The 17,727-nt window shown below is 32.3% G+C and carries 21 protein-coding genes; 20 read left to right on the forward strand and 1 reads right to left on the reverse strand.

The genetic code is table 11. The annotated features are described in order from the left end of the window. The first annotated feature begins 220 nt into the window (after nucleotides 1-220). From E0K96_RS03780 to E0K96_RS03805, 6 genes are all read left to right on the forward strand, one after another. The gene (locus E0K96_RS03780; protein ID WP_206080576.1) at nucleotides 221-427 is read left to right on the forward strand and encodes a DNA-binding protein; all 207 of its coding nucleotides are present in this window, start codon (nucleotides 221-223) and stop codon (nucleotides 425-427) included. Next, entirely contained in the window at nucleotides 428-1,612 is a 1,185-nt protein-coding gene (locus E0K96_RS03785; protein WP_168081291.1) for a tyrosine-type recombinase/integrase, read from the forward strand. Then, complete coding sequence (locus tag E0K96_RS03790; protein WP_168081293.1) at nucleotides 1,613-1,972, forward strand: plasmid mobilization protein; 360 nt, start codon at nucleotides 1,613-1,615, stop codon at nucleotides 1,970-1,972. It abuts the gene before it with no gap. Between the two features lie 71 nt (nucleotides 1,973-2,043). Further along, a complete protein-coding gene (locus E0K96_RS12095; protein ID WP_206080578.1) occupies nucleotides 2,044-2,277 on the forward strand; it encodes a DNA-binding protein in 234 nt (77 codons plus the stop codon). Nucleotides 2,278-2,300: 23 nt separating this feature from the next. Next, nucleotides 2,301-2,537, forward strand: a complete 237-nt coding sequence (locus tag E0K96_RS03800) for a hypothetical protein (protein WP_168081295.1) — start codon at nucleotides 2,301-2,303, stop codon at nucleotides 2,535-2,537. Nucleotides 2,538-2,539: 2 nt separating this feature from the next. Continuing rightward, nucleotides 2,540-2,887: a hypothetical protein gene (locus tag E0K96_RS03805; RefSeq protein ID WP_168081298.1), complete on the forward strand. Its 348-nt coding sequence runs from the start codon at nucleotides 2,540-2,542 to the stop codon at nucleotides 2,885-2,887. 31 nt (nucleotides 2,888-2,918) lie between these two features. Here the strand turns inward: E0K96_RS03805 and E0K96_RS03810 are convergent, their stop codons facing one another. Beyond that, on the reverse strand, nucleotides 2,919-3,134 hold the full coding sequence (locus tag E0K96_RS03810) for a helix-turn-helix domain-containing protein (protein WP_168081300.1): 216 nt from the start codon (nucleotides 3,132-3,134) through the stop codon (nucleotides 2,919-2,921). Nucleotides 3,135-3,383: 249 nt separating this feature from the next. Between E0K96_RS03810 and E0K96_RS03815 the strand changes: the two genes are divergently transcribed. The 14 genes from E0K96_RS03815 to E0K96_RS03880 all read left to right on the forward strand — a co-directional run bounded on the left by E0K96_RS03815 (nucleotide 3,384) and on the right by E0K96_RS03880 (nucleotide 17,684). Beyond that, a complete protein-coding gene (locus tag E0K96_RS03815; RefSeq protein ID WP_168081302.1) occupies nucleotides 3,384-6,728 on the forward strand; it encodes a coiled-coil domain-containing protein in 3,345 nt (1,114 codons plus the stop codon). Nucleotides 6,729-6,780: 52 nt separating this feature from the next. Continuing rightward, nucleotides 6,781-7,602 (forward strand): hypothetical protein, encoded by an 822-nt coding sequence (locus E0K96_RS03820; RefSeq protein WP_168081304.1) that lies wholly within the window; start codon nucleotides 6,781-6,783, stop codon nucleotides 7,600-7,602. A 73-nt stretch (nucleotides 7,603-7,675) separates the two neighbouring features. Then, complete coding sequence (locus tag E0K96_RS03825) at nucleotides 7,676-8,380, forward strand: hypothetical protein (RefSeq protein WP_168081306.1); 705 nt, start codon at nucleotides 7,676-7,678, stop codon at nucleotides 8,378-8,380. Between the two features lie 376 nt (nucleotides 8,381-8,756). Further along, nucleotides 8,757-9,110, forward strand: a complete 354-nt coding sequence (locus E0K96_RS03830) for a hypothetical protein (RefSeq protein WP_168081308.1) — start codon at nucleotides 8,757-8,759, stop codon at nucleotides 9,108-9,110. A gap of 139 nt (nucleotides 9,111-9,249) precedes the next feature. Continuing rightward, nucleotides 9,250-9,561, forward strand: coding sequence for a hypothetical protein (locus E0K96_RS03835; protein ID WP_168081310.1), 312 nt, complete (start codon nucleotides 9,250-9,252; stop codon nucleotides 9,559-9,561). A gap of 69 nt (nucleotides 9,562-9,630) precedes the next feature. Next, nucleotides 9,631-10,254: a hypothetical protein gene (locus E0K96_RS03840; RefSeq protein WP_168081312.1), complete on the forward strand. Its 624-nt coding sequence runs from the start codon at nucleotides 9,631-9,633 to the stop codon at nucleotides 10,252-10,254. Between the two features lie 37 nt (nucleotides 10,255-10,291). Next, the gene (locus E0K96_RS03845; RefSeq protein WP_168081314.1) at nucleotides 10,292-10,438 is read left to right on the forward strand and encodes a hypothetical protein; all 147 of its coding nucleotides are present in this window, start codon (nucleotides 10,292-10,294) and stop codon (nucleotides 10,436-10,438) included. 170 nt (nucleotides 10,439-10,608) lie between these two features. Then, nucleotides 10,609-12,081: a DNA primase family protein gene (locus E0K96_RS03850; protein WP_168081316.1), complete on the forward strand. Its 1,473-nt coding sequence runs from the start codon at nucleotides 10,609-10,611 to the stop codon at nucleotides 12,079-12,081. A gap of 765 nt (nucleotides 12,082-12,846) precedes the next feature. After that, entirely contained in the window at nucleotides 12,847-13,677 is an 831-nt protein-coding gene (locus tag E0K96_RS03855; RefSeq protein WP_168081318.1) for an ERF family protein, read from the forward strand. Nucleotides 13,678-13,700: 23 nt separating this feature from the next. After that, nucleotides 13,701-14,069, forward strand: a complete 369-nt coding sequence (locus E0K96_RS03860; RefSeq protein WP_168081320.1) for a hypothetical protein — start codon at nucleotides 13,701-13,703, stop codon at nucleotides 14,067-14,069. Next, entirely contained in the window at nucleotides 14,047-14,340 is a 294-nt protein-coding gene (locus tag E0K96_RS03865; protein ID WP_168081322.1) for a hypothetical protein, read from the forward strand. The genes E0K96_RS03860 and E0K96_RS03865 overlap by 23 nt, the downstream gene beginning before the upstream one ends. 56 nt (nucleotides 14,341-14,396) lie before the next feature. After that, nucleotides 14,397-14,861, forward strand: coding sequence for a hypothetical protein (locus E0K96_RS03870; RefSeq protein WP_168081324.1), 465 nt, complete (start codon nucleotides 14,397-14,399; stop codon nucleotides 14,859-14,861). 136 nt (nucleotides 14,862-14,997) lie between these two features. After that, nucleotides 14,998-16,080, forward strand: coding sequence for a MobA/MobL family protein (locus E0K96_RS03875; protein ID WP_168081326.1), 1,083 nt, complete (start codon nucleotides 14,998-15,000; stop codon nucleotides 16,078-16,080). Nucleotides 16,081-16,082: 2 nt separating this feature from the next. After that, nucleotides 16,083-17,684 (forward strand): type IV secretory system conjugative DNA transfer family protein, encoded by a 1,602-nt coding sequence (locus tag E0K96_RS03880; protein ID WP_168081328.1) that lies wholly within the window; start codon nucleotides 16,083-16,085, stop codon nucleotides 17,682-17,684. The last annotated feature ends 43 nt before the right edge of the window (nucleotides 17,685-17,727 follow it).

Genomic DNA, 17,727 nt, shown 5'->3' on the forward strand with positions numbered 1-17,727 from the left:
ATTTTAAAAAAACGTTGGTAAATCCAACGTTTTTTTGTTTTTATGGAACGAAAATGGAACGAAAGCAAAAAATGGAACGAATCTCTTCTCAAAGAAGTTTTCAAGTTTCTTACACGAATCCTATAGATATAGATACCAATTCATACAATCATATTTGACAATTTCATCATATTGCTGAATTGACAATGTATTTGCCACAGCACGAAAGGAGAAGAGAAGTATGGATTGTTTATTTTATACTATTAATGATATTGCTATGATTTTGAATGTATCACATGTCCAAGCTGAAAAAATCGTAAGAGAAATGAACAAGAGAATGGCTGATGAAGGATACAATGTGATAAGAGGTAAAATCAATAAGGGTTATTTTTGGGATTCTATATATATCAGTAAGAATCATGAATACTACGAAGGGTTGGGATTTTAAATGGCAGTTGAAGCATATATGGTCAATCAAAAAACAACTTTGAAAAATGGGAAAATAAAATTAACAAGAGTAAAAATGTATAGAGGTATTGCGAGATTTAAAGATGATACTGGTAAATGGAAATCTAAGAAAAAGGGTGGTTTCACAAAAAGAAGTGAAGCACAGCAATGGGTCAATCATTACATTGATACTAGAGATGGAAAACCAAATATGACCTTTGAATCTTTCTATAAATATTACCTTAGAGAAATTGTTAATAACTTTGATGATGATGGAAAGGAAATCAAAGGGAGCACTATAAAAACAAAAGATATTGTTTTTCAAAAACACCTTTTACCATATTTTGGTAATAAGATAATGCAAGATATAGATAAAAAAGATATTAGAAAATGGCGAAATCACATGAAAAATCAAACAAATAAACAAGGCAAAAGTTATAGCTATGAGTATATAAATACATGCCATAACCAGATTAGTGCTTTATTTAATTTTGGTATTCGAAACTGTGGGTTAACGAAAAATCCTGCAAACGAAATTGCCAGATTAAAAATAGATAAGAGCATACAGCCAAGAAAAACATATTTTTGGACACTTGAACAGTATCGTGTCTTTGCAAATGAAGCTATGGAAAATGATTTGGATTATCACCTTTTTCAAGTGTTATATTGGTGTGGTTTAAGAGTGAATGAGGCACTTTCACTTCAAATTAAAAACGTTGATTTAAAAAACAAAAAACTTTATATCGAAACAACTTGGGGGAATTATGTTTCATTAGATGATGATACTTCTCAAATGAGTTATGAAAGAGGTCTAACACGACCAAAAAACGGATTTATGAGAACTGTCCCAATACCACAATCTCTTGCAGAAGAATTGGAAGATTATATCTCTAGAATTTATAAATATAATGATGATACATTGCTTTTTCCAATATGCAAGAGCACAATTGATAATCATTGGCGTTCTATTATTAAACGTGCAAAATTACCCTATATCAAATTACATGCATTGCGTCATAGTCATGCTTCTTTACTGTATCATCAAGGATGTAGTATAGCTCAAATAGCTGACCGAATGGGACATAAAAGCGAGAATGTAACTCGTATCTATGTTCATGTTTTCGAAGAAGATTTTTCTGATATTACTAATAAATTAGACGATTTGATGAGAGGGGGTGGAAGTTAAATGTCTAAGAAAAATCTAGATAAATATGGTCGCTTCAGAAACTATACTATAGGCTTTAGAATGTCTACAGAGGAATATGAATATCTTAATAAATTGGTTGAAATATCTGGAACAACAAAACAGGATTATCTCATATCTCATGCACTTAATAGAGATGTTATAATTCAAGGGAATCCAAAAACGTTTAGAGGTTTAAGAAATTGCATTTTAGAGTTGAGTTCAAAACTGGATAATTATATGGCAAAGGAAATACCATTAAATAATGATGAATCTCTTGAATTATTAGAATATATTGTTGAGATTTTAGATGGATTAAGCGAAAAATATTCCGTACAGACAATTTATAAAGATGAGGATTAAATTTATCTATTTATACTCGTGTGTTATATAAATATCTATAAAAATTAATAAGAAAAGGTGGAAAAAAGAATATGAAAAAAATGTTTTACGATGTAGATGATGTGGCTGAATTATTAGGTGGGCCAAAAACAAAATCGAATGCTTATAAAATTATTGGAGAATTAAATAAAAAACAGAAAGAAGCAGGGTGGCTTGTCATTCCTGGAAAAATCAATAAAGATTTTCTTCTTGATAATATTTATATCAGTCCAAAATATGAAATCATCAAAAAGAAAGAAAATGAGTATTTACAATCAATAAATTGATTGTGCTTATAAAGGAGAAAAATATGGAGAATGTAAATAAGAAACAATTAAATACTGTCAATGAACTAGATGCTTTAACCTATATGCTAGAATCACTGAAAGAACAGATGTCATTATTACATGACTCGTATAATAAAATAGATTGTAGAATTGATAAATATACATATGCCATTGAAGAAAATCTATTATATGTTTATAAGAAACTTATCAATATCTCAGATGATTTATACCAGTCAATAAAATATGAAAGCGAGGAATAGATATGGCATATGTACCTGATAAGACGATGAAAAGTGTTATTGCATATCTAGAACTTATAAAAGCTGATGCTATCGATGATGATATGAAATTATCAATTAAAGAAATTGAAGACAACTTACTGAGTGCAACAATTCAGTCGAAGTCCGATGTATTGGATGTAATGGAGAACTTAATTCAACTAACTGATTCACTTAAAGTGCATATGTTCATCATGGAAGAAAAGAGTGATATCAATATAAAGAGCTATTCCTATTTGCTCAGCGAAGCTGTTGTTTATATTAATAATCAGCTAATAGAGTTGTATGAATCATTAAATACTTTCGACTTTATAAAAGAAAAAGCTATTTGAAAATAAAAAAACAGGTAGAGCAAATTATCTTCTACCTGTTAATTTCTTTATTGTCCGTTCTGCCTAATAAATAATCTGTGGATACATTAAAATAGTTGGCTATATCCAAAAGAATTGGTATAGGCAATTCATATTGACCTTTTAAGTAATATTGTAAACTCCTAGGAGATACATTAATGTTTCTTGCAAGTTGTGCAATGCTTAAATCGTTATCAATTCTTAAGTCGTTGATTCTTCTTAAAAGCATTGAATTCACCTCTATAAACATTATATCTTATGGTTAAAATAAAAATTTAAATGCGAAAGAAACTTTCGCATTGAATTGTCTATAAATTTGAGATAAAATTGATTCTGTAAAGAAATAATTGACATTATGGGCAATCATGTAATGAAATCGCTTTAAATATCTAATTAGTCATATTCGATATTAATATGTGTAATTAGTAAAAAATGAGTCAAATAAAGAGAATTTCACAGCGCTCAAGGAGGACAAAAAATGAAAAAACAAAAAATTATTTCAACAACATTATCATTAGCAACTATCGCATCCATGACTGCTAATGGAAATATCGCATTGGAAAATCTAGTCAAACCAGTTCAGGCATTAGAACCACAACAGACAGATTTTACAAAATTCGAGGATGCAATCAAACAGGCTGAAGAACAAGTAGCCAAAGCAAAAGATGAAGTCAAAAAAGCACAGGACAGCTATGATGAAGCCTATGCAAAACAACAGGCATCTCAAAAGGAATACGACGAAAATGAAGCAATAGTACAAGAATTAGAAAAATCAATCACAGACAAATTAGATGTTGAATTAAACAAACAAGTATCAAAATTAACAGAGGATAAAGCCGTTCTTACAGCTTCGCAGAATACATTGAAAGAATTGGAAGCTCAGTTAGCACAAAAACAGGCAGATTTACAGAAAGCTCAAGAACAGCTTGCTCAAGCCAAAACAGATTTGGAAACTGCTCAACAGGCATACGATGCTAACTATAATGAAGAAAAACTATCAGAATTGAAACAGGCTCAAATGGAAGCTCAAATCAATTATGACAATGCCTTAAAAGCTCAGGCAGACGCTCAAATCAAATTAGATGAAATGACAAAAGCATATGATGAAGCACAGAAAGCTTATGATACAGCACAGACTGAATATACAAATGCACAAGCTGATGTCAAAGCCAAAGAAGAAGCATTAAGACAGGCTGAAGTAGTCGTTGCAGAAAAAGAAAAAGCATTAGCTGAAGCATCTGATGAAACAGCTATCCAAGAAGCCACTCAAGCTTTAGAAGATGCGAAAACAACCTATTCTCAGGCACAAGCTGATGTAGAGGCAGCTCAAACAGTTATCACTGAAAAAGATACTGCTGTCACTCAAGCAAAAGAAGCATTAGAAAAAGCGCAGACATTAATCGTTGATAATGGTGATGGGACAACAACTTCATATACAAAAGCTCAACTAGAAGAAACATTGACAGGATTAAATACAGAAGTTGAAAAAACAAACCAAAAATTAACTGAAGCCAATACAAACCTAGAAAAAGCACAGGCTGACTTAAAGACAGCTACAGATGAACTTGAAACTCTTAAAAAGAATGTATCAGCAAAAGAAACAGAAGTTCAACAAGCACAGGCAGCATTAGATGAATTAATTTCACAAAATGAAGACTATGCTAATGAAGTCAAAGCATTACAGGCAAGAGTTGCAAAAGCTGAACAGGCATTAAAAGATGCTCAAGCACAATATGACAAAGGTTCATTAGGATATTTTGAAAACGTTGGTGCACAGGATGCCATTACATTACTTCAAAATGATGCATATAAAGAACATACAACAATCGGTATGAAAGGTGACGCAACATCACTAGAAAACATGAAAGACGCTGTCATGTATTTAAGAGTCTATAATGATATCAGAGAATACGAAGGATTACAACCAGATAAAGTTACTCATTACTTAATGGCGTTAGCTCAAGTCAGAACAAATGCAGGTTCATATTTAAGAGACCATGCTGATGTTATCTATGGAGAACATATGAGCAGCGAAAACTTACACTTTGGTGTTAATCAGAATAAATTGACAGAAGACCAATTATTCAATGAAAATGGAGAATTTGAAGTACAAAAATTAAAAGATGCATATCCAAATCCATCATATGAAGCAATATACAACCCATATTATGCATGGTATGTCATCGAAGGAAAGAATGCAGAGTTAAATAATGGTGGAGAAACAGGACACTATTATAATGCAATGCATTCAAATGAAAGTGGCGGATTCCCTGTAAATGTGTATACAGGATTTGCATATAACTCTAACAATAACTATGCCTATACATGGCAAACATATGGCCAAGTGTGGGATGCGGAATTCACTGATGTAGATACAACTCAATCATTGACTGTTGATGAATATGTTCAATCATTCAACGCATACTATGATTCAGTTAAACAGGCTATCACTGATGCACAGACAGAATTAGAAGATGCCAATAAAGCATTGAATGACAAATTATCTGAAGATGCTACACAAGATATCACTGAAGCTAACAGCAAATTAAATCAGTTAAAAGAAGAATTGAATGAATTAGAAGAAGCACAATCTGATAAGGAAACGGAAATCCAAAATCATCAGGATAACATTGAAGCCATCGAAAAAGAAAAAGAAGGATACAATGAAAAATTGTCTGAATTAAATCAGGACATCACTGATACAAAGAGCAAGATGTCTCAATTAGATACGCAAATCAAAAACGCTCAGACTCAATTGGATAATGCCAATACAGAATTGACAGATGCCAAAAACGAAAAGACAAGATTACAAGGTGTAGCAGATGCCAAGGGTAAGACTGTCGAAGAAAAAGAAAATGCATTACAGACTATTTATAACAACATTGATAAGACTCAAAAAGAATTAGATGATTCTAAAGATGCTAGAGATGATAGAGCTGATGAATTGAAAGCTGCTCAAACTGCTGAAGATTCTGCAAAGACAAAAGCGGAATTAGCCCAAAAAGCATTCAATCAGGCAACTAAAGATAAAGACAATGCTCAAACTGAATTAGATAACGCAGGAAAAACTGTCAATGATAAAAACAGATTATTGACTGCTGCAAAGAATGCTGTCAGTGAAATGGAATCATATAAGATTTCATTGGATAATGCCAAAGCTAAAGTTGAATCATTAGATGAAGATACAAAAGATATCACTACTCAAATTCAAAATATCAAAGCAAGAGCTGGAGAATTAGGCAATAAGATTGCTGAAGTAAGCGAAAAAATAGAACTTGATGAAGCAGATGTTCAGGTAGTCAAAGATGCCATCGCCAACTGGAATGCAATCAAGGAAGACATTACAAAAGAGTTTGGTCAATATACAGATGCCATCAACGAAGTTGCACCTGACATTGAAGAGTACAAACCATTCAGATTAAAAAGCACTGAATTATTGAATCAGTTAAAAGCTGATAGTGATGTAACAGAAGATAAAGAAAAAACACTAGTACAAGCCAAAGACAATCTACAAAACGCAGAAAACACTTTGAAAAATGCTCAGTCTAATTTCGAAGAATACAAGGATTCATTAGTCAGCAATGAAGTTGACGAAGGAAAAACTGAAACAGATAATACTGTTGTCACAATTACTGAAGATAAAAAAGAAAATAAAGACAATGGTAACGATAAGGAAATTCAAAACACAAACGCAGGCAAAGCAACAAGTGAAAGCAACGCAGTCAAGACTGGAGACAACACTGACATCGCAATGTATGCTATGCTCGGATTAGCTGGTGTTGCAGGGGCTGTAGCATTGAAGAAAAAGAAAGAAAATGCGTAGGATTAAAAGGGAAAACTAATTAAATATAGATGTCATAATGGAGAAAAGATATATGAAAAAAATAGTATCAAAATTAATAAGCATTTCATTGGTTGTAATGATGTTTATTTCAGTCGTAGGTTGTAGCACCTCTACGACTGAAGAAACAGAAGTGGATTGGGATAATATTAATCGTAATGATATTGCCACATTTTTTGATAATACAGACAATGTAGAAAATCTTGGAGTAATTTTAACAGAAAAACAGACTATGAAAGATGAAGATAACTACACTAATTATTATTATACAATTCGAAACGGAATTCGTTATTATAGTGGTTATTATCAACTAATAGAAGAGGTTACAGAGGAAAGTCCTTTTATACCAGGAGATAAATTTTATACTGTATCAATTGCTGATAGTGATGAATATCAAGCAAATGATTATTTGACAGTAACAAGTGGAACAGTTTCTCCTGGTGCATCTGAAAGGTACGATGACGATGCTTCTATATATGATTCTAATGAAACTTATCAAATAGATAAAGACATCGATGCAAGCTTTATAGATAAAATAATAAAAGTTGAAGAAGAAGGAAACAATCATATTATTTCTTTTGAGAATAAGACAGAAAAAAATTATGATATAGAAGGGAAACTTGTTATCGACAATAACTATACAATATGTAAGATTGAATATACAGAAAAAGGAAATTTAACAATACCAGAAAAGTTATTTACTGCTGAATATCAATATATTTATAAAAATTTAGGTGATAAGACTTTAGATTATAATAACGAAAAAAACGAATTAAATGACTGTGTTGGAAATACTCAGGAAAAACTTGCAAAATATTTTGAAGAGAAGGTATCTTATATAGAAGACTTTAATTAGGATTAAAAAAATATATGGAAAATCTTACAAATTGATTTCATTTGGCTTAATATTAAAGGGAGACTATATTATTATGAAAAAAACATTAGTAAAATTAGGTACTGTATTTATGAGTACAGCAATGTTGTTTACGATGACGGGTTGCAGTCAACAAAGCGAGTTTGATAAAGCATTGGAAAGCTATTCGCAATATAATCATATTGTTAAAACAGACAAATATGAAACAGAAAATTATTATAAAGTTGAAACAGATGAAGGGACAGGCTATGATAGTGTTGAAGCGTGGTATGATAGCTTTAGTGGATATTATATTGATGTTGATGGAACAAACGAACTTTCATTTAATGAGAAATATGAAGATGCAGCAGATGAAAACGGTGTAAAAAACGGATATAATTATTTAGATGAATATGAATTAGTAGAAGAAGAAAAAGAAGATGGAAGAAGTTTAGAATCAATATTAATTGGATTTGATGCTGACGAATATGAATATGAAATAAAAGAAGAAAGTGACAAAAAAACTATTACATTTACTTTTGATGAAAAAGATACAATGCCATATTCAAATGTAGAATTAATTTTAGAAGAAGCCAAAATAACATCAAACATAACAAGTAAAGAATATGGTACAACAGAAACAACTGTTTATGAATTTAACAATGTAGATGAAAATTACTATAGCGATGCAATTAAAACACTTAAATCTTTAAATGGTGCATCAAGAGCTGAAGTTAAAGAAAAATTAGGTAAATTCATCGAAGAAAACAAATATAGATAATTAATAGTACAAAGGACGTATTGATACGTCCTTTTCTTTTGAGCAATGATTGATTCATTGCTCTTTTTTTATGCCATTTACACCATCGCTATAGATTTGACAATTTTTCGATATCCTTATATCGTGCCCAACCAGCTTTTGACACTGACCTTTTTCATCATGCATAAAATTGCCGAAAATGGGATGAGTGTACCTAAATTCAGGGTGAAAATATCATTTGATTTCTACACCATCGCTATAGAAATAACACGTTTTATGATATGGAAATGTACTCATATCATAAGGGAAATAAAAAATTCACTCAGATTTACACCATCCCTAGAATGATGAATACCAATCAGTAAAGTATGGTTGAAAATTGAAGGAGGAATAGTATATGGCAACAACAGTATTTTTAAAAAGACATCACTTTCCTAAATTAAAAAATGAGGAACAATACGTATTCTTTGATGGAGATTATCCATTGAAGCTAATTTATGACGAAGTTGAATATTTCTTCTCACATGAAGAACCAAAATGGGGAGTTTATTTCAGTAAGAGTGGAGTTCGTATGACCTTCACTAAAAGAGAGATATGGGTTAATGAACTCAATGAAATAGCCAGATTAAGAACCAAAGAAAGACACGCTAGAGAAAAAGCAAAGAAAGAAGCCAAGGAGAAAGCAGAAGCACAGGAAAAGTCAGAATCCAATAAGGCTAACAAAACATCAATGAAAGCATCCAAAAAATAATGGGATGCTTTCTACACCATTCCTATAGGATGATTTACCAATAAATACAATGGGAGTTGACATAGATGATAAAACGAGGTTTATGGATTCTTCCTTGATGTCATAAAAATCCAAATATAGAAGAAAGGAGAAAAGTCCAGTGGGAAAAACAGAAGATTTATTCATGAGAATGATTGAAGAAAGAATCGAAGCTTTTAAGGAAGACTTAGGAGATGTTTATTTCGATGAAGATGTTAAAAATGATTCTCAGAGTGAAAATATCTATCGCCATCTACCTAGAAGTGGAATGTGGATTAGAGAAGATATGTATTATGCTTTGAAACATAGTGAATCTTTACGTGATGAAATCATAAAGCATCTTTATGAAAGTTTATATTATCAGGCTTCAGTCAGCTTTGACAGTCAGATATCTGATAAAGAATTAACTATTTACTTTGATGATGAAAAATAAGAAAAAGAATTCTCACTGACGGCGATCGCCGTCAATGAGAATAAAAAAACAGGAAAAGGAGATTATTAAATGAAAACTTCAAAAGAAATCACTTCAAATATTAAAAAAGGAATTATTACAAAATCAATGGTGGATGAAGCGTTATATTCAGCCAATAAAAGAGCGAAGAATCATAGAGATAATGAAAGATATTATAGAGGATGCTGTCATAACAAATATAGAGAAAGAAACATTGAGCGTGAAAAAGAGGAAAAGAAAAAGATGTATGGTTATAAGGAAATATTATTAAGCATCTTAAAGCCATCATGTATCCATAAAGAACCACTCTATAAGAAAGTCAGAGTCACTGAAGATGACAGATATTTTAAGAAATTATGGAAAAAGCATAAAGAAGATGCCATTAGAGTATATAGAAATAATTACTACGGGGATGGTCGCATTGAGTTTTTCGAATATCTAGAAAAAGATGAAATCATAGGATATCACTATTATCTTTTCTATGAGATGCCTAATCACACATATCATAGTCCAATAACTGAAGAACAGCTATTAGACTATAAGGATTTGGAAGTAAAAGAGATAGGTAGAATTGTAACAACAGGTGATGACATACATGATTTGATGTCAGTTCAGGCAGTTAGAAAAATCATTGCCCTTATTGAAAGTGGAGATTACCAATATATAGAAGAATAGGGTTATAAAAACTCAATATGAAAAGGAGACATATCAAATGGGAAGTAAAGTCAAGAGAGTCACGTTTAGAATGAGCTATGATTTATATGCTTATATTGTTAAAATAGCGAAACAGGAAAATATAACTTATAGCGATGTTGTCCGACGTGCATTAGTCTTATTAGAAAAACAGGATAAGAAATAGCTATCAATTCTCGTTGAAGCAGAGAAAAAAATCGGTACTCAACTGCCATTGAGAACCGATTAGAAATAGCATGATTTATTTTATTTCAGATGTACTAATAATGTTTTATAACGCTATCTCTGCTTCTATTTTATCAATTTTATAAACATAATCAATAAGGAGATATAAAAATGTCAGTAATAGAAGATAGAACACATAAATATTTAGAAGAGATTGAGAATATTAACCCTTTTGAAAATAATAAATCAATAAGAGATATAGATATGGCACAATGGTTTGGTGAGCTTGTTCAAGATGTCATAGCCTTTAATATTGATGATAATCAATTCTGGTATTATAATGGTCGTTGCTGGGTTTTAGATAAAGGGAAAAAGGAAATAGAGTGTCAGGCAGATTACTTCGGTAATGCCATTAACGAATATTGTCATAGATTGAGAAAATCGTTGACTCCAAAAGGTCAGAAGCCACCGAAAGAATTGGATGACTACATTAAATCCATCAACAGATTAGGAAGCTATAAAAACAGAATGACATTGATTAAAGATGTTCAGCATCATATTGGGGTAAAATATGAAGATTTTGATTCCAATAAATATCTTATCAATTGTCAGAATGGAACATATGATATTCAAAATAAGGTATTCAGAAAACACAATTCCAAAGATTTCATCACACGCATTACACCAATCGCCTATGACCCTGATGCCATCAGCGATGACTGGGATAGATTCATTCATGAAGTTATGGAAGACGACCAGTTGAAAGTGAATTATCTTCAGAAGCTATTTGGATATTGTTTAACAGGTTCAACAACTGAAGGGCAGATGTACATATTATATGGAAAATCAACACGCAACGGAAAGAGTACAATGACCGAAACCATAAGTTATATATTAGGAAATAATAATGGTTATTCAGCAAACGCTCAGCCTGACCTTATAGCTAAGAAGAAAGTTGATAGCCGAAGACCATCTGAGGATGTTGCCAGATTGAAAGGTGTCAGAGCTGTATTTATCGGTGAACCAGATAAAGGAATGGTATTGAACTGTGCTATGGTTAAACAGTTGGTTGGAGAAGATATGGTAACAGCGAGAAAGATGTATGGGCATGATTTTGAATTTAAACCAGAATGTAAATTAATCATGCACACTAATCATTTACCTGAGTTTTATGACCAGAGCCTCATCTATGGAAATAAGATTGTTGTTATTTCGTTCAATCGTCACTTTAGCGAAGATGAACAAGACCATACATTGAAAGACCGTTTACGTAGTGAATACAATGTTGCTGGTATCTTCAATTGGATGTTGAAGGGACTTGAAATGTATCAGAGTGAAGGGCTTAAACAACCTGATTCTATTAGATGTGATACTAAGGAATATGGAAGTGTGTCCGACACAGTAGGAAATTTCATCAATGAAATGCTCACTGAGAAAGATGGTGCTACTGCTAATGGCACAGAGGTTTATATTACATATAAAAAATATTGTCAATCAAATGGGTTGACAGCCAGCTCAAATAGAATCTTTTACAATGACTTAAAGAGTCATGGCATCATAATAGATGAAGGTAAGGTCAATGGCTCATACTGTCGCAATCGTATCAACGGCTATATGATAGAAAATTCATTATATTTAGATTGATGTTATATAGGTATTGTCATATTTATTGATAATACCTTTTTTTATCTGAGATACTTGACCATTAAATAAGGAATAACAGTCATTTAGAGATGATAAAATCTTCACATATATGTTAAGGTCAACGTAGTTAACATTTGGGTGTAAACTTTTTTATTTTAAATCTAATTCTATTATTGAAAAGTTTACACCGTTTTGTTGCCTTTGTTGACCGTATCATATAAACATATTTTTTCTAAAGGTATGGGTATGGAATGGTGGTATAAAATAAACATGTCTTTTAGATAGAGAATGTCGGACAGCCATAGTTGATATATGAACCTGCAATTATATTTAATCCAGTTGTCCGACATGGAGAATCACATAAAGTGCAACTTTTAGAAATGAGTTTTATATAACGTGATATCGAAGTAAAAGCATATGGCATATCACATCAATAAATCTGTCGGACAAGATATCATATCCCATATGAAGACATGTTCATTTAGAAGTGTCATGATACTGTATAATTGACAGTCATTAAATACTATCGTATAGCTCCATGTATTGAAGAACTTTTTAAAAATTGATATAATATATATGTAGGATGGAGTTTTATAAGATAATATAAAAAAGGAGACAGTGCATATTGCATCGTCTTCTTTTTTTATGAAAAATGCTCATCTTCGACACCATCACTATAGGAATCAGCATTATATGATAAAATATAGGTAGTTAATATAGGATATCCATTAACTACCACAATTATAGAAAGGGGCTATTATAAGTATGAATAATACAAACACGTCAAAGAATATGAACATTTATCAGAAATTACAGTTAGCCAGAGTTCGATTATCAGAAAAAATGTTATCAAAATCAGGAAGCAATGATTTTCAGAATTTTAATTATTTCGAATTAAAAGATTTCTTACCAGAAGTCAATATCATTATGTGTGATTTAGGGTTAACTCCTATATTTGATGGAGCAGGAGAAGTATGTACATTGACTATTGTTGATAGTGATGAGCCTAATAACAGTATCGTCTTTCAAATGAGAAGACGAGAGATTAACATGTCAAATGACATGCAGTCAGAAGGAGCAATCAATACCTATGCTAAACGATATCTTTATATGAACGCACTAGAAATATGTGAGAATGACATCATTGATGCTAGAGATAATCGCAAAGCATTTAGAACAAATGCACCTATTGAACAGTCAAAGCAAAACAGCGATAAACAAGCTAAGCCTAGCGATAATACCAATAATAATCAACCTCAAGCCACATCAAGGCAGAGAAATACTATCACTAAAGTTGTAAAACAAATCAATGATTCTAAAGATGATTCATTAATTAGAGATATGGATAAGATGTTTTCATTACATGGCTATTCTAAAGAGGATGACTTCCAGAATGTCGAATTACCAAAGAAGACAGCAAGTGAATTTGTTGGAGCTCTTATTAATCTTTCTAACAGAATCCAAAATGGAGCTGAAACAAAACCTGTTATCAATAAATTTTCTTCAGGTAATGAGGCATCAAAAGAAGATTATAACGGCATGGTAACAGAGCTACCAGAAGGATTTATTGACATCACGGAAGATATCGAATTTTAATCAGAAGAAAGGAGAAACCAATCATGAGCAGAGTAAAAAATCAATACTTTGATATTCTTGAAGACATTGAGAAAACAAAATATCTTCAGGGGTTATCATATGATACAAGATTGATGGTGGTTGAAAGACTTCACCATCATCAGACCAATCTCTATCATTCCATCATGAGTGTCATTAATGCTGGATTTAAAAAGAACATGAATTATCAATCCTATGACATTGATAGAGAAAAGCAAAACTATTTTAACAAATTCAAATTTAAGCACAATCTTGATGAAAGTCAGAGAGAAAATATTTATGAACTTTTTGAATTCTGTTTTCAAAAATATATATTAAAATCTAATAAATCAATAAAAGGAGAACAAGATTATGACAAAGAGGATAGAAGCTGATAAATTAATAAAGGAAGCATTTAATAAGAAAAGTGATATAGAGGACATCACTTTTCAGTATCATGACCATGACGTTATATTAAGTGGTGGGGTAAGTCTTCTTGTTGAAAGACAGCCCGAAGTCATGAAGGAAATACTAAACAGTCTGGAAAAACATTTCAATGTTTCAGAAAATATACCTGTTGAATATACATTGTTTGAAATGGATATTTCCTATACCATCATGAAAGTCGATGACATTTTTTATATCTATTTTATAGCAGAACGTTAAAGAAATGTTCTGCTTTTTTTCTCAAATAAATCAAAAAGGATGGTGAAATTTTACTAATGAAACTGAACGATTTTGAAAAGAGATTATTAAAAAATATAGGTGGACTTAATGAAAAGGATATCAGATTTCTTCTCAATTTCTATAGAGAAGATGAAATGAAAAGACTGCTGGACATTATGAAAAATATCAACGCAGCAGATATAAAGAACAAACTTAAGGAGAAGGAATTGAAAAAACTGAAGCGACTTCAGCAACTCACTTATGAAAAACAATGTAAATGCAATGTAGGAAGTTTAATCATAAAGAAGATTTTTGAACTAAAACTTCTCAACAACTATGATGAAATCATCATCAATGGAACGAACGATTTAACACCGAAATGTGAACAAATTCTTTATAGAATCATCAGCGAAATGGAAACAATGGACTTCAGTTTTATTCAAAAACCAGATGAGAAATGCGACAGTGAAGAAGAATTTTTGAATCAGAATCAAAAAGAAAATACAGGGTTTAGAAGCTAAGCTCATAATCGTATTCTTGAGAATACAGTCAGAGCAGGGATGCACGATTTCGATCAGCTACGCTGATCCGAATCGTTGCTCCCTTTTGCTATCCCAACCCAACCATAAAACACAGAATGAAAGGAGTGCTTAAAATATGGAACTAACATTCATCATGAAGAATCGCCATCATTTTGAGACAGTTGCGAAATGTGCCTATATAGATAGGGAAGACTACAGGGATTTTGCCGAGAATAAGAGCTATAGCTTTTCATGGATGAAAGAGAAGAAAAATGACCTTATGTTTAAAAATACCATCATGCCCGATGGAACACCAGAGGCATTCATGAATCTGGAAAAGCTCTGTGAATCGTTAGAACAATGTGAAGCCAACAGTAGATATGATTCTCTTATCTCACGTGATTGTATCTTCAGTATCTCCAACGATTTAGTTATGAGAGATGAAGATGGTCATATTGATAAAACAGCGATTGAAGGATTTTTGAAACCAGATTTAGACCAATACTTTAGAGAAAATTTCAACAACTACATTGTTCATTATGCTGTTCACATGAACAGTGCTGAACTGGGTGGTGGTGAAGATATCAACGATAACTTTCATGTTCACTTCATTGTATTCGCTAACCAGTATGACATAGAAAATGGGACATGGCTCAAAAAGACATATAAGGATGAAACAGGCAGATTTATTTATTACAGTGATTTGGATGATAAACATCGTAGCAGTCAGAAGATAGATAGCCTAAGAAAGAATATGGCTTCCTTACAGAATCATAAGCTCAGGGAACTCGGATTGGATGCCAATGTTCAATATCAGTCATTCAAGAAAAGACAAGAGGATAGATTATATACCTATCACCTCTCACGCTTTCACTACAATGAGCTTCAGGAACTGAAGAAAAAGTATGCCTATCTCAATGATGATGTCGCTATTTATCATGCCATCATGAAAGAACGCAATAATGGTGCGACATTAACAAAGAAACAGAAGCATAATCTATATGCTGAACTCATTTACAACAATAAGAACATTAAAAACCAGTCTAAGGAACAGGCTGTCAATGATGCACTTGATAAAAGCTTCCTTAATAAATCATTAGGATATAAAGCCAAGTCAACAGCAACCAACATCAAGAATACAACGCTCAGGGAAATATCAAAAGGTGTTCAATCCACACATCAGGCCGAAATGGAAGAAATATATAGGAGAGGACGTTAGCTATGGATGATATTAAAATATTAGTTGAGTTTATTGCTGATAATCCCATGTTGAGTTGCCTTATCATCTTCATCGTCGGAATCTATATGTATGATTATTTCACTAGGACAACATCACATAAGAAGTTTACATCAGGTCGCATTCATCGTGTTAAAGAAGCAAAGAAATATAAAAGTAAGATTAAGGATAATAACATCGTCATTTCTCAAAACATATCCTTAGGAACTGATGTCAATAAAACCAAGAACAACTTCATCATGGTTATCGCTGGGAGTGGTGGTGGAAAGACTACCAATATTATTGAACCCAATCTTCAAAGAAACATGTCATTATACAAAGTTATCAATGATACAGGTGATGTGCTGGAAAGGAAATGGCATGATTACTATGTTCAGCATGGATATGAAGTGAAATCATTAGACCTCTATAATTTCAATGGCGATGGATTCAATCCTCTCTACTATATTAGAACACGTAAGGGTAGAATCATCAAAAATACATCTGTTGGACTAGATGAGGAAATAGATGATGATTATATTGATTCCCTGTTAGGAACGCTGATTCCTCGAAAGGAGAAGGGTGATGATTTTTTTGATATGACTACAAAGGATATCGCTAAAAGCCTTATACTCTTGGTGTGTTATCTTGATGAATATAAGGAAAAAAGAAACTTCATTGAAATCACTAGACTGTTTTCCATGATGTTTGATAACATTGATGATGAAGGTATGTCGGACTTGGATAGAATCTTTGAAAGGCTGGAATTCAAATTACTGAAAAAGGATGAGGGTAGTGCCATTCCTCATGTGATTCTAGATACATCCATCTCAGCATCCATCGTTATTGAAAGATGGAAGAATACTCAATCCTTATTGAAAGGTTCTGATGGGTCAGACTTTTTAGCGAGTGTGAGAGGTTCATTTTCAACCTATTTTGGAAGATTCTTAAGTCCGAATATCAAAAGAACGATGGAGCATGATGATATGGAACTGGACTTGATTGGAGATGAACATCATCAAATCAGCTGGTGGATAAAGACTAATGAAGCATCAAGAAACTATGATTATATATCATCGCTTTTCTATACGACAGTGTTTCAGATGATATTATTCAAAGCCCAGCAGAATGAGAATCAGAGATTGAGGAAGGACATATGCATGTTCATTGACGAAGGGGGCACTGCCTATGTGAATTCATTCGACACTATCATCTCGACATGCCGTAAGAAAGGATTGATATTGATATGTTGTTACCAGAGCGTGTACAGTCAGCTGGAAACTTTATATGGCAAGGAAAAAGCTGAAACCATCATCAGTAACTTTGCAGTCAAGATTTACATATCGGTGGACAGTAATAAATCACAGGAAGAATTCATCAAGCTATGTGGTCAGGCTACAGTTGAACTGACATCCAAGAGTCATTCATCTAAGTCATCATCAACCAGTCTAGGTGAAAATATCCAACCATTAATCAACGTCAATGACCTGAATAACATGAAGCCATACACAGCATATGTGCTCATTGATGGAGATTTATACTACGATAAATTACAGTATTATACCGATATGGAAGAGTATAGGGAGCACCATAAAGGAAAGCAGTGATTCAATTCATATAGCAAGGGAAAAAAGTGACTAACCAAGGATT

It is taken from the genome of Massilimicrobiota sp. SW1139 (assembly GCF_012027715.1).
GTDB lineage: Bacteria > Bacillota_I > Bacilli_A > Erysipelotrichales > Coprobacillaceae > Allocoprobacillus > Allocoprobacillus merdigallinarum.